This is a genomic window from Microbacterium sp. AZCO (assembly GCF_039614715.1).
Taxonomy (GTDB): Bacteria; Actinomycetota; Actinomycetes; order Actinomycetales; family Microbacteriaceae; genus Microbacterium.
In genome coordinates this window covers 3,267,736-3,279,944 of the sequence record NZ_CP154857.1, presented here as the reverse complement: position 1 = coordinate 3,279,944, position 12,209 = coordinate 3,267,736, and the positions used below count along the sequence as shown (strand labels likewise).

Below are 12,209 nucleotides of genomic sequence, written 5' to 3'. Positions count from 1 at the left end.
GTGATCCCCGATCGCATCATCGAGCAGGGAACGCTCACGACCGACGGCTCTCGCGCCGCAGTGGAGGTGCGCCTGCCCTGGTACCGGGCGCTGCCGGCCTCGTGCATCGCCGGAGCGAAGCTCACGGTGGACGGCGTCGAGGCGCCCGCCGAGTCGCTGCGCTGGGAGATGAACGGCCGCACGTTCACCTTCCCCGAGCTCGTCCCGAACACCGAGGAGTGGTGGTTCCCCACGGACTCCGCCGTCCTGTCGGGTGACATCCCGGTCACTGAGGACGCAGAGCACACGGTCGCCGTCGAGCTCGTCCTCTACATCCCTTACATCGTGATCGGCGCCGACGAGGTGCTGCACATCGAGGAGAAGGACACCAAGACGATGTCCGCACGGAAGGCGGTGGCGGCATGACCGCGCAGGCGAAAGGCTCGCCCATCCAGGGCGTCACCCTCTACAGCTTCACCCGCGCCTTCCACGGCCGCGAGTACGACCTGGAGGGCCTGATCCGCAAGGCCGCGGCCGAGAACTTCGGTCCGGGCCTGGAGATCATCGGCTTCTCGAGCTTCCGCGGCTTCCCCGAGATCGACGACCACTACGCCGGCTGGTTCAAGGACCTGATCGCCGAGACCGGGCTCGTGACGACGTCGCTCGCCGTGAACGCCGACATCGGCATCCATCGCGATCGCCTCCTCAGCCAGGACGAGCTGCTCGAGTACATGCGCCGGCAGATCGCGGCTGCCGCGAAGCTCGGCTTCCCCATCGCACGCGTGCAGATCTCGATCACTCCCGACTCGATGGAGGCCCTCGCGCCGATCGCCGAGGAGTACGGCGTCACGCTCGCGCTCGAGGTGCACGCCGACCAGTACGCCTCGCACCCGCGGATCCTCGCCCTCCGCGACCGCTACGAGAAGGTCGGCTCGCCGTTCCTCGGCTTCACGATGGACTGGGGCGCGACGGTGTCGGGCTTCGCGCCCTCGCTCATCGAGGCGTACCGCCGCCGCGGCGCCTCGGAGGAGCTGCTCTCCGCCGCCACAGGACTCTGGGACGAGTTCTACCAGCAGGGGCCGCCCGCCGATCAGGCCGATCACGGCCAGCGCTTCGGCCGCTTCATCGGCCTCGCCGCCCAGCACGGCCGTCCCGACCTCGGCATCGACATGGGCATCAACGCGACCGGCCTGTTCGGGCCCGCGCGCGTCGACGACTGGCTCGAAATCTTCCCGTGGATCAAGCACGTCCACGGCAAGTTCTTCGGCATCGACGAGAACCATGAAGAGCCCTCGGTTCCCGTGCGCGACCTCATCCGCCTGCTCGTGGAGAACGGCTACAACGGAGCCGTCTCGAGCGAATACGAGGGGTGGCACTGGAACTACTGGCAGAGCCCGTTCGACATCATCCGCGACGAGCAGGCCGTGCAGCGCTCCGCCGCCGCCGACGCCGGCTCGCGCATGACCACCGACCTCGCCGAGGCGCGGGCCCAGCTCGCCGCCTGGCTCCCCACCACCGAAGGAGCGTCAGCATGACCGACGGCATCGCCGGCACCGGCATCCAGCTCGGCACGACCCTCTACTCGATGACGAGCGAGTTCGCCGCCCGGGTGTACACGCCCGAGACGCTCATCGCCGCCGTCGCCGAGAACGGCATCGGCCCCGGCGTCGAGTTCAACATCGCGCAGCTGCTGCGCACCTACCCCGACGTCGACGCCGAGTTCGTGAAGCTCTGGTTCGACTCGCTGGAGAAGTACGGCCTCGAGGCGAGCGCCGTCGGCACGAACCTCGACATGGGCCGCCGCAAGGACCGGGACATGACGCCGGACGAGGAGCACGACTTCCTCGCGCGCCAGCTGAAGACGGCGAACACCCTCGGGTTCAAGAAGATCGTCATCCGCTCCGCCGGCAAGGAGCTGCTGCGGCGGCTGCTTCCCCTGGCCGAGCAGTACGACCAGTACCTCGGCTACGAGATCCACGCACCCTCGGGTCCGAACGACCCCAAGGTCGTCGAGATCCGCGAGGTGTACGACGAGCTGCAGTCCGAGCGGCTGGGCTTCACGGCCGACTTCTCCTCGACGATGCACAGCCTCTCGCCGACGCTGCTCGCGCAGCTGGGGAAGATGGGCATGGACGAGAAGCACTTCTCGGTCATGGACGAGATCTGGCACGAGCCGACGCCCATGCACGTCCGCAACCAGAAGTTCGAGGACTACCTGACCGGCGAAGGCGTCGACCCGCTCACCTTCGGCCCGTTCACGCGTCTCGCCTTCAACATGCACGGCCTCGTGCCGCCGGAGGAGTGGCTCGACATCATGCCGCAGATCTTCCACGTGCACGCGAAGTTCTACGACATCGGCGCCGACGGCGAAGAGCCCGCGATGGACATCCCGCGCATCGTGCGCCAGTTCGTCGAGGGCGGCTACCGGGGCTACCTGTCCAGCGAGTGGGAGGGACACGCCTTCCAGGATCTCGGCGAGGCCGACCCGATCGATCTCGTCAAGAAGCAGCACGCGCTGATGCGCAAGGCCATCGAAGACACGGTCGCGGCGAAGGAGACGGCGAATGTCTGACGTCTCGACGCCTGAGCTCGTCGAACGCTCGACGACCGGGGTGACCGACATCTCGGTGGCGGAGCTCGCCGCCGAGCTCGCGGACCTCCGCGAGCAGCTCGCCGTGGCCCAGCGACTGGCGCAGCGCGCCGAGGACCGCGGCCAGGTCGAGAACCTGTTCAACCGCTACATGTACCTGCACAACGCGTTCCAGGACGAGCAGATCATCCCGCTCTGGGTCAAGGAGGGCACGGAGGGGATCCGCGCCCGCTACACCAACGCCGGGCAGTACACGACGTGGGAGAGTGTGACGCGCTACCACCGCGGCCGCCCGACGCCCGAGGGCAAGCTCATCCTGCACGCCACCACGACACCCGTCATCGAGGTCGCTGCCGACGGGCGGACCGCGAAGGGCGTCTGGCTCATGGCCGGCACGGAGTCGGGCCTGACCGACCCGAAGGTCGCCGAGGCGTTCCCCGACATGTACTCGCCCGAGGAGGTGCTCGGCAAGAAGGTCTGGGCGCACTGGGTGTGGTGCAAGTACGCGATCGACTTCCTCAAGCAGGACGGCGAGTGGAAGTTCTGGAAGTTCCGCTGCTACGAGCTGGCCCGCGCCCCCTTCGAGGAGAACTGGGTGAGCTTCGGCCTGAAGAACCAGGGCGCGTTCGACCTCGACCTCATGTACTTCGGCGACGACGGCAAGCCCGTCTTCATGCCGCCGGCCGATGAGCCGGTTCCCTCCACCAACCACCCGTACAGCCCGCAGACCGTCCAGAGGCTCGAGCCGGCACCGCCCGTGCCGCACGAGACCTTCACCGACACCTACGCCTGAGGAACGATCATGGCAACGCACGATTCCCTCTTCGCCGACGAGGACGTCCGCCGCACCGAGAACGGCGTCGCCGTCTCGCTGCAGCTCCCGTGGTACCGCAGCCTGTGGCTGTCGGCGGTGGACGATGTCGCGGCATCCGTCAACGGCGCTCCGGTGCCGACTGAGAACCTGCGCTTCGCGCTGAACGGGCAGGAGTACCGCATCGAGGAGCTCCCCGAGCAGTGGGAGACGCTCTGGTTCGTCGCGGACCGTCCCGACGTCCTGATCGACCTCGGCCGCGCGCCCGAGCCCGGGGAGAAGCTCACCGTCGAGGTCGTCCTGACGATGCGCCTGCTCTACATGCAGATCATGCCGGGGGTCGACGGCGGCCCCGGCCGGTACGTCACCAACCGCGTGCCGGTCGAGCGCGAGGTCGTGCTCGCATGACCCTTCGACAGGCTCAGGGCAGGCAGGGCAGGCCGCTTCGCGTCGCCATGATCGGCTACGGCTTCATGGGCGCCGCGCACTCGGTCGGCTGGCGCCAGGCGCCACGCGTCTTCGCGCTGCCCGAGGCCGTCGAGATGGCGGTCGTGGTGGGTCGCAATGCCGAGGCGGTTCGGGATGCCGCGGCTCAGTGGGGCTGGCAGGAGTCGGCCACCGACTGGCGCGAGGTGATCGCGCGTGACGACATCGACATCGTCGACATCGTGACGCCGGGCGACTCGCACGCCGAGATCGCGATCGCCGCCCTCGAGGCGGGCAAGCACGTCCTGTGCGAGAAGCCGCTCGCGAACACGGTCGAAGAGGCCGAGGCGATGGCGGACGCGGCGTCCCGCGCCGCCGCGCGCGGGGTCCGCTCGATGGTCGGCTTCACCTACCGTCGCGTGCCGGCGGTGACGTTCCTGCGCGATCTGATCGCGCAGGGCGCCGTCGGCACGATCGCGCAGGTGCGCGCCGCGTACCGGCAGGACTGGCTCGTCGATCCCGCGATGCCGCTCGCATGGCGCCTGCAGAAGGAGCACGCCGGCTCCGGCGCGCTCGGCGACATCGGCGCCCACATCATCGACATGACGCAGTTCGTGACGGGGCTTTCGGTGGATGCGGTCTCGGGCGTGGTCGACACGATCGTGACGCAGCGTCCGCTCGCCGACGCAGGGCCTATGAGCCTGGCGAAGGGCTCGGGGGAAAGCACGACAGGCTACGGCGAGGTCACCGTCGACGACGTCGCGATCTTCACGGGGCGGCTGTCCACGGGCGCGCTCGTCTCGTTCGAGGCGACGCGCTTCGCGACGGGACGCAAGAACGACCTGTCGATCGAGGTGTCCGGCGACAAGGGCGCCCTGCGCTTCGACCTCGAAGACCTCAACACGCTCTGGTTCTACGACCGCACGGCGCCCGAGGCGACGCAGGGCTTCACGCGGATCCTCGTCACCGAGGCGCAGCATCCCTATGTCGGCGCATGGTGGCCGGCGGGCCACATGCTCGGCTACGAGCACGGCTTCAGCCACCAGGTCGTCGACCTCGTGACCGCGATCGCGGAGGGCACCGACCCGCATCCGTCGTTCGACGAGGGCCTGTCGGTGCAGCGCGTGCTGGCCGCCGTCGAGGAGAGCTCGGCCAACGATTCGGCGTGGGTGCGGATCAGCGCCAGGCAGCCGGCGAATCGATGATGTCGCTCAGCCGCTCCGCCCGATAAGTTCGAATCAACAACAAAGCGAAGGAGCTTGGGATGCCGCGTCCGATCACGCTGTTCACGGGCCAGTGGGCCGATCTTCCGTTCGAGGAGGTCGCCCGTCTCGCGGGCGAATGGGGCTACGACGGCCTCGAGATCGCGTGCTGGGGAGACCACCTCGACGTCTCCCGGTGGGACGACGAGGAGTACGTGCAGTCCCGCCTCGACATCCTCGAGCGCAACGGGCTGAAGGTCTGGGCGATCTCCAACCACCTCACCGGGCAGGCGGTGTGCGACGACCCCATCGATCAGCGCCACCGCGACATCCTCTCCGACCGCGTGTGGGGCGACGGAGACCCGGAGGGCGTTCGCGAGCGCGCCGCAGAGGACATGAAGAACACGGCCCGCATCGCCGCGAGGCTCGGCGTGACCCAGGTCAACGGCTTCACCGGCTCGTCGATCTGGAAGGCCGTCGCGATGTTCCCGCCGGCCTCCGACGAGTGGATCGACGCCGGCTACAAGGACTTCGCCGACCGCTGGCATCCGATCCTCGACGTGTTCGAGGAGGAGGGCGTCCGCTTCGGACTCGAGGTGCACCCGTCGGAGATCGCGTACGACTACTGGACCGCCAAGCGCACCCTCGAGGCGATCGGGCACCGGGAGTCGTTCGGCCTGAACTTCGACCCGTCGCACTTCATGTGGCAGCAGCTCGACCCGGTGGCGTTCGTGCTCGACTTCGCCGACCACATCTTCCACGTGCACGTGAAGGAGTCGATCACCAACCTCGACGGCCGCAACGGCGTGCTCGGCTCCCACCTGCCGTGGGCCAACCCGCGAAGGGGATGGACCTTCGTCTCCACCGGCCACGGCGCCGTGCCGTGGGAGCCGCTCTTCCGCGCGCTCAACGCGATCGGCTACGACGGCCCGACCTCGGTCGAGTGGGAGGACGCCGGCATGGACCGCCTCGACGGCGCACCCGAGGCCCTCGCCTTCGTCCGCAAGCTCAACGCCATCACCCCGCCGGCCGCGGCCTTCGACGCCGCGTTCTCGACCAAGACCGACTGACGTCCCATGTCCGGCACCGGCCCGACAGGGCCGGTGATCGGCGTGCCCGACACCGAAGCGAAGGAAAGATGACCGACGTTCTGAACGTGCTCATCCTCTCGGGCCACATGACCCGCGAGCACGACAACGAGCACCGCAGCTTCCGCCTGCACAATCAGTGGATCACGACGCTGCTGGAGGACACCGGACGCTTCAGGGTGCGCGTCGTGGAGGACCCGCGCGGGCTCGGCGCCGACGTCATCGACAAGTACGACGTCCTGATCGTCGTCTTCGAGGGCCGCGACGGCTTCTTCGAGAGGGCCGTCGGCTTCGGAGAGGCGACGGATGCCGTGATCCTGAAGTTCGTGCATGACGACGGCAAGGGGATCGTGTGGTTCCACGGCTCCGCCGCGCAGGAGGATCGCTGGGGCTACCCCGAGGAGTACAACGTGATGCGCGGGGCGAAGCTCAGCGCATACGAGACCGGCCTCCGACCCCGGCCGTGGGGCGAGGCGCAGCTCGACACGGTCGAGCCGCGGCATCCCATCACCGAAGGGATCAGCGCCCGCTGGACGGTGACGGGCGACGACATCCTCACCGGGGTCGACCTCTACGCCGGCGCGCAGGTGCTCCTCACGACCTTCGACGATCTCGAGGCGTACGAGAAGGCGCCGGTGTGGCCCATGTCGCACTACCCGGTCGAGATCCCCGAGGGCGGCATCGCCGAGCTGAACGGCATGAACACCGACCAGCCGATCGCGTGGATCAACGAGTACGGCACGGGACGGTCGTTCACCATCACGATCGGCCACGACATCGACACGTTCCGCCGCATCGAGTTCATCCGCATGTTCCCCCGGGGCGTCGAGTGGGCCGCGACCGGTGACGTGACGCTCGAGGGGCCGGACCGCCGCGGCGAGCGGCGCTTCCTGCCGTGGCCGTACTACAACAAGGAGGGCTGATCATGGGATCGGAGCTGCGGATCGGCATCCTGGGTGCCGGCGGAATTGCGGAGCGTGCGATGGTGGAACCGTCGCGCGACGTCGACGGAGTCCGGGTCGACGCGATCGGGGCGCGCGACCCCGAACGCGCCGAGGCATTCGCCCAGCGGCTGGACCTTCCGAAGCACGGCGACTATGAGACGATCCTGGCCGACCCCGACATCGACCTCGTCTACCTCGCGCTGCCGCCGATCACCCACGCCGAGTGGGCGGTCCGCGCGCTGCAGGCGGGGAAGCACGTGCTGTGCGAGAAGCCGCTCTCGGTCAACGGCACGACGGCCGCGGCCATCGCCGAGGCCGCTGCCACGACGGGGCGACGTGCCTTCGTCGGCTTCCACTATCGGCTGCACGGCTTCACGCAGCGCCTGCTCGAGGTGATCGCCTCGGGCGTGCTCGGCGAGGTCGAGCGGGTCGACATCGACTTCAGCATCCCGCACTTCGTCGTCAAGCCGGGGAACATCCGGCTCGACGCCGATCTCGGCGGCGGGGCCGTCATGGACGTCGGATGCTACGCCGCCGACCTCATCCGCGCCGCGTGGGGCGAGCCCGTGGTCGAGTCCGCCGCAGCCGTGCTCTACGACGACGACCCGCGGATCGACCTGCAGACCGACGCCGTCCTGCGGCTGCCGTCGGGCGCGCCCGCCCACGTGCGCGCCTCGTTCATCGGCGACGACCAGGGTGCGATGTCGATGCGGGTGTCGGGTTCGGCGGCCGAGCTCGCGGCGACGAGCGTCATCGTGCCACAGTGGGGAGCGACGCTCCGCGTCACGGCGGGCGACGAGGTGCTCGTCGACGAGAAGGCCGTCGAGGGCGAGAACAGCTACGCGCGCCAGCTCGAGCACGTCGCGGCCGTGCTGTCCGACGGCTCTCCCAGCATCCTCGATGCCGACCGCGGCGTCGGCACGATGCGGGTCGTCGACGACATCTACCGCGCCGCGGGGCTCGAACCGCGCTGACGCAGCCGGGCGGCGCGGGCCGCCGCCCGCCGCGCGTCGGACGCCGCCCCCGCCGCCCGCCGCAGCGTCGGACGCCGTGCCCGCCGCAGCGTCGGAGATCACCGCAGCGTCGGGTGGAAAGCGCGGCCACCGTCCGACGGAGCGCCGATCTCCGACGTTGTGGCGGCTCGTTTCAGCCGGCGAGGGAGTGGAAGGCCTCGGGCGAGAGGGCGTGGTCCATCGCCAGCATTCCCGCGCCGATCACCGCTGCGTTCTCCGCCGCCGCGCTCTGCACGATCGCGAGGTGCTCCGTCGCAAGCGGCATCGACCGCGAGTAGACCACCTCGCGGACGCCCGCGATGAGATGCTCCCCGACGCGCGCCATCGAGCCGCCGAGGGCGATGACCGACGGGTTCATGAGGCTCACGCAGGCCGTCAGCACCTCGCCGATGTCACGGCCGGCCTGTCGCACCGCCTGGATCGCGTCGAGGTTGCCGCGCTTCACCAGCGCGATGACGTCGTCGCCGCTCTCGGCGGGTACGCCCTGCTCACGGAGTGCGCGGGCGATGGCGGGGCCGGAGGCGAGGGCCTCCAGGCACCCGCGGTTGCCGCAGTGGCACGGCACGTCGGAGCCGCGCGCCACCTGCACGTGCCCGATGTCGCCCGCGACGCCCTGTGCACCGCGCTGCAGCTCGCCGCCGGAGATGACACCCGCCCCGATGCCGGTCGCGACCTTGACGAACATCAGATGCGTCGTCGTGGGCCAGGCCGTCGCACGCTCGCCGAGAGCCATGATGTTCACGTCGTTGTCGACGAGCACGGGCACCTCGAGGTGCTGCTGCACCCACCCCGGCACGTCGAAGCGGTCCCAGCCGGGCATGATCGGCGGGTTGACCGGCTGTCCGGTCGAGTGCTCGACCGGCCCGGGCACCCCGATGCCCATGCCGACGAGCGAGCGGATGTCGCGGCCGGAGTCCTCGAGCACCCCGACCGCAGCGTCGACCATCCGCGTGAGCACGGGCACAGGCCCCTCGGCGACCGGGAGCTGCTCGCTGCGCTTGGCGAGGATCGCGCCGGTCAGGTCCATGACCGCGACCGTCGTGTGCGAAGCGCCGATGTCGACGGCCAGCACGACGCGGGCGCTCGGATTCAGCGCGAACTGCGAGGGCGGCCGTCCGCCCGTCGACGCGGCATCCGCCACTGGCCTGATGAGACCCATCCGCATCAGCTCGTCGACGCGCGCCGCGATCGTCGACCGCGCCAGCCCCGTCGATTTGGCGAGCTGTGCCCGCGTGCGGGGGGTTCCGTCGCGCAGGAGCTGGAAGAGCTCCATGGCGCCGCCGCCCGCGGCCGCGGATTCTGGGGAGAGCGTGACCACGGTTCAGTCAATCACCGCGCGGCACGGGCCGATGCCATGTGACGCGGCGTCACGTGGCTCGTCCGACCGGCTTCGCGAAGCGCTGCTGGAGCAGCACCGCGACGACGATGATGACGCCCTTCGCGACCGCCTGCACCGAGGACGAGAGGTTGTTCTGGATGAACACGTTGGACAGCGTCGCGAAGATCAGGACGCCGAGCACGGTGCCCGTGATCGTGCCGCGGCCTCCGACGAGGAGCGTGCCGCCGACGACGACCGCCGCGATGGCGTCGAGTTCGTAGAGCGTGCCGTGGGTCGACGTGCCCGCCGTCGTGCGGCCCATGATCATGACGGCGGCGATGCCGGCGCACAGGCCCGAGATCGCGTAGAGCCAGACCGTGTGCCGGCGCACGTTGATGCCGGCGAGGCGCGCCGCCTCGCGGTTGCCGCCGATCGCGACGGTGCGACGGCCGAACGTCGTGCGGTTGAGGAGGACCCAGCCGATCACGGCGACGAGCGCGAACATCCAGATGAGCACGTCCACCCCGAGGAAGTCGGCGTTGAAGAACGTCACGAATCCGCGCTCGCCGATGACGAGCGTGCGCCGTTCGGCCAGGATCTCGGCGAGGCCCCGGGCCGCGACGAGCATCGCGAGGGTCGCCATGAACGCGACGACCTTGCCGTAGGCGATGACGATGCCGTTGACGACGCCGGCGGCCAGACCCACGGCGAGCGCCGACACCACCATGACGATCCAGTGGCTGCGGTCGGCGAAGTCCTGCATCGCGTCGAGGGTCGCGACGACCGACGCGAGTCCCATGACCGAGCCGACCGACAGGTCGATGCCGCCCGAGATGATGACGAAGGTCATGCCGATCGAGATGACGCCGATGATCGAGGCCTGGCGCAGGATCACGAGCATGTTGTTGACGCTCGTGAACGTGTCGCCCGCCGTGATCGCGCCTACGACGAAGATCAGCAGGAGTGCGAGGACGAGGCCGAGGTTGCGCCCGACCGACCCGCTGAGCACACGACGCAGCATCGACTCGTCGGAGCGGTCCGGCTGGTCCGGCGCGGGACCGGGAGCGACGGCGACGGCGCTCGGGTTCTGTTGCTCGCTCACGCGGCTGTTCCTTTCATGACCAGATCGAGCACTCCGTGCTCGTCGATGTCGGAGGCGGGCAGGATGCTGAGCACCCGGCCCTCGGCGATCACGAGCACCGTGTCGGCCAGGCCGAGCACCTCCTCGATCTCGCTCGAGACGATGACGACGGCATTGCCGTCGGCCGCCAGTCGTCGGATCAGGGCGTAGATCTCGGTGCGGGCCCCGACGTCCACGCCGCGGGTCGGCTCATCCAGGAGCAGCACCCGAGTGCCGTGCACGAGCCAGCGGGCGAGCAGGATCTTCTGCTGGTTGCCGCCCGACAGGGTCATGGCGGGCCGGTCGGGATCCGGCGGCCGCAGCTGCAGGGCGTCGATCTGCTCGCGGGCGATCCTGCGCTCGGCGCGCTCGTCGACGAATCCGGCCTTCGCGAAGCGCGAGAAGGAGGACAGCGTCACGTTGACGTAGATCGGCTCGTCGAGCACGAGCCCCTGGCTCTTGCGCTCCTCGGGGGACAGCCCGATGCCGGCCGCGACCGCCTTGGTGACCGAGCCGCGGGGGAGTGCCTTGCCGGCGACCGCGACCGTGCCGGCGGTCTGCTTACGGGCGCCGTAGATCGTCTCGAGGATCTCGCTGCGTCCCGACCCGACGAGCCCCGCCAGCCCCACGATCTCGCAAGCGCGCACGCTGAACGACACGTCTTCGAACACGTCGGCCAGCGCGAGACCCTGCACTTCGAGCACGGTGGGCGAATCGGCGGGGATCGGGACCGCGGGCGGGAAGACGTTCTCGACGGCCCGGCCGGTCATGAGGCGGATGAGCTCGCGCGTCGGGGTGTCGGCGACCGCGAGCCCGTTCGCCATGCTGCGGCCGTCTTTCAGCACCGTGATGCGGTCGCCGATCTGGCGGATCTCCTCGAGCCGGTGCGTGATGTAGACGACCGCGATGCCCTCGTTGGTGAGCTCGTGCACGACGTGGAAGAGGTTCTTGACCTCCTCGGTGTCGAGCACGGCGCTGGGTTCGTCCATGATGATCAGCCGGATGTCGTGCGACAGGGCGCGGGCCATCTGGACGATCTGCTTGTTCGCCGCGCTCAGCCGGCCGACCTCGGCGTGCGGCGACAGGTTGCCGTGGCCCAGCCGGCGCAGAAGCTCGCGCGTCTGCTTCGCCGCCTCGGAGCGCTTCGTGAAGCCGCCCCGGGCGAGTTCGTGGCCGAGGAAGATGTTCTCGGCGATCGTGAGTCCGTCGACGACGTCGAGCTCCTGGTACATCGTGGCGATGCCCAGGCGCAGAGCCGCCTGCGGGTCGGGGATGTCGACATCCTTCCCCTGCCAGGCGATGCTGCCCTCGTCGGGCCGGTAGACGCCCGCGAGCAGCTTGATGAGGGTCGACTTCCCGGCGCCGTTCTGCCCGAGGATGCAGTGCACCTCGCCCGGAATCACGTCGAGGTCGACGCCGCGTAGGGCCCGCACCCCGGCGAACGACTTCGTCGCGCCTTTCACCTCGAGTAACGGCGATGAGTGGTCATCTTTGATCACGGCATGAACATAACATGCGGTGGCATTCGCGTCGATGGCACGTGAGAAGCGAGACCTCGGTCCATTCGCGCGTGATTTCGCCCGGATCGTCGGAACTTTCGGAAAAGCGCTTCTGCCCCGACATATACAAAAGGTGTCGTCCATTCCCCTCGTTCTGCTACGGTGGCCGCGTCAGCGTCGACAGTCGGGACCCGTGCGATGTCGCTCCGGCCCTCTCCC

General features: G+C 69.4%; 12 protein-coding genes. 9 read left to right on the top strand and 3 right to left on the bottom strand.

Features of this window, described 5'->3' with window-relative positions:
• From AAIB33_RS14950 to AAIB33_RS14910, 9 genes are all read left to right on the top strand, one after another.
• Positions 1–405: a DUF6379 domain-containing protein gene (locus AAIB33_RS14950; RefSeq protein ID WP_345800754.1), complete on the top strand. Its 405-nt coding sequence runs from the start codon at positions 1–3 to the stop codon at positions 403–405.
• A complete protein-coding gene (locus tag AAIB33_RS14945) occupies positions 402–1,514 on the top strand; it encodes a TIM barrel protein (protein WP_345800753.1) in 1,113 nt (370 codons plus the stop codon). Before AAIB33_RS14950 ends, AAIB33_RS14945 begins: the two co-directional genes overlap by 4 nt.
• Positions 1,511–2,551, top strand: coding sequence for a TIM barrel protein (locus AAIB33_RS14940; protein WP_345800752.1), 1,041 nt, complete (start codon positions 1,511–1,513; stop codon positions 2,549–2,551). Before AAIB33_RS14945 ends, AAIB33_RS14940 begins: the two co-directional genes overlap by 4 nt.
• The gene (locus tag AAIB33_RS14935) at positions 2,544–3,362 is read left to right on the top strand and encodes a nuclear transport factor 2 family protein (RefSeq protein ID WP_345800751.1); all 819 of its coding nucleotides are present in this window, start codon (positions 2,544–2,546) and stop codon (positions 3,360–3,362) included. Before AAIB33_RS14940 ends, AAIB33_RS14935 begins: the two co-directional genes overlap by 8 nt.
• A gap of 9 nt (positions 3,363–3,371) precedes the next feature.
• A complete protein-coding gene (locus AAIB33_RS14930) occupies positions 3,372–3,788 on the top strand; it encodes a DUF6379 domain-containing protein (RefSeq protein ID WP_345800750.1) in 417 nt (138 codons plus the stop codon).
• A complete protein-coding gene (locus AAIB33_RS14925; RefSeq protein WP_345800749.1) occupies positions 3,785–5,011 on the top strand; it encodes a Gfo/Idh/MocA family oxidoreductase in 1,227 nt (408 codons plus the stop codon). Before AAIB33_RS14930 ends, AAIB33_RS14925 begins: the two co-directional genes overlap by 4 nt.
• 59 nt (positions 5,012–5,070) lie before the next feature.
• The gene (locus AAIB33_RS14920; RefSeq protein ID WP_345800748.1) at positions 5,071–6,078 is read left to right on the top strand and encodes a sugar phosphate isomerase/epimerase family protein; all 1,008 of its coding nucleotides are present in this window, start codon (positions 5,071–5,073) and stop codon (positions 6,076–6,078) included.
• Between the two features lie 68 nt (positions 6,079–6,146).
• On the top strand, positions 6,147–7,019 hold the full coding sequence (locus AAIB33_RS14915) for a ThuA domain-containing protein (RefSeq protein WP_345800747.1): 873 nt from the start codon (positions 6,147–6,149) through the stop codon (positions 7,017–7,019).
• Positions 7,020–7,021: 2 nt separating this feature from the next.
• The gene (locus AAIB33_RS14910) at positions 7,022–8,014 is read left to right on the top strand and encodes a Gfo/Idh/MocA family oxidoreductase (RefSeq protein WP_345800746.1); all 993 of its coding nucleotides are present in this window, start codon (positions 7,022–7,024) and stop codon (positions 8,012–8,014) included.
• Between the two features lie 172 nt (positions 8,015–8,186).
• On the opposite strand, the gene AAIB33_RS14905 is transcribed toward AAIB33_RS14910, so the two are convergent.
• From AAIB33_RS14905 to AAIB33_RS14895, 3 genes are all read right to left on the bottom strand, one after another.
• Positions 8,187–9,326: an ROK family transcriptional regulator gene (locus AAIB33_RS14905; protein ID WP_345803449.1), complete on the bottom strand. Its 1,140-nt coding sequence runs from the start codon at positions 9,324–9,326 to the stop codon at positions 8,187–8,189.
• A gap of 94 nt (positions 9,327–9,420) precedes the next feature.
• Entirely contained in the window at positions 9,421–10,392 is a 972-nt protein-coding gene (locus AAIB33_RS14900) for an ABC transporter permease (RefSeq protein ID WP_345803448.1), read from the bottom strand.
• 77 nt (positions 10,393–10,469) lie between these two features.
• Positions 10,470–11,990 carry a sugar ABC transporter ATP-binding protein gene (locus AAIB33_RS14895; RefSeq protein WP_345800745.1) on the bottom strand — a complete coding sequence of 507 codons (1,521 nt, stop codon included), beginning with the start codon at positions 11,988–11,990 and terminating at the stop codon, positions 10,470–10,472.
• Between the last annotated feature and the right edge of the window lie 219 nt (positions 11,991–12,209).

Bases quoted from the DNA above. Each gene is read 5' to 3' on its own strand.
- AAIB33_RS14900 (WP_345803448.1), bottom strand. From the start codon at position 10,392: ATGCTGCGTCGTGTGCTCAGCGGGTCGGTCGGGCGCAACCTCGGCCTC.
- AAIB33_RS14930 (WP_345800750.1), top strand. From the start codon at position 3,372: ATGGCAACGCACGATTCCCTCTTCGCCGACGAGGACGTCCGCCGCACC.
- AAIB33_RS14935 (WP_345800751.1), top strand. From the start codon at position 2,544: ATGTCTGACGTCTCGACGCCTGAGCTCGTCGAACGCTCGACGACCGGG.
- AAIB33_RS14945 (WP_345800753.1), top strand. From the start codon at position 402: ATGACCGCGCAGGCGAAAGGCTCGCCCATCCAGGGCGTCACCCTCTAC.
- AAIB33_RS14940 (WP_345800752.1), top strand. From the start codon at position 1,511: ATGACCGACGGCATCGCCGGCACCGGCATCCAGCTCGGCACGACCCTC.
- AAIB33_RS14920 (WP_345800748.1), top strand. From the start codon at position 5,071: ATGCCGCGTCCGATCACGCTGTTCACGGGCCAGTGGGCCGATCTTCCG.
- AAIB33_RS14925 (WP_345800749.1), top strand. From the start codon at position 3,785: ATGACCCTTCGACAGGCTCAGGGCAGGCAGGGCAGGCCGCTTCGCGTC.
- AAIB33_RS14910 (WP_345800746.1), top strand. From the start codon at position 7,022: ATGGGATCGGAGCTGCGGATCGGCATCCTGGGTGCCGGCGGAATTGCG.
- AAIB33_RS14905 (WP_345803449.1), bottom strand. From the start codon at position 9,326: ATGGAGCTCTTCCAGCTCCTGCGCGACGGAACCCCCCGCACGCGGGCA.
- AAIB33_RS14915 (WP_345800747.1), top strand. From the start codon at position 6,147: ATGACCGACGTTCTGAACGTGCTCATCCTCTCGGGCCACATGACCCGC.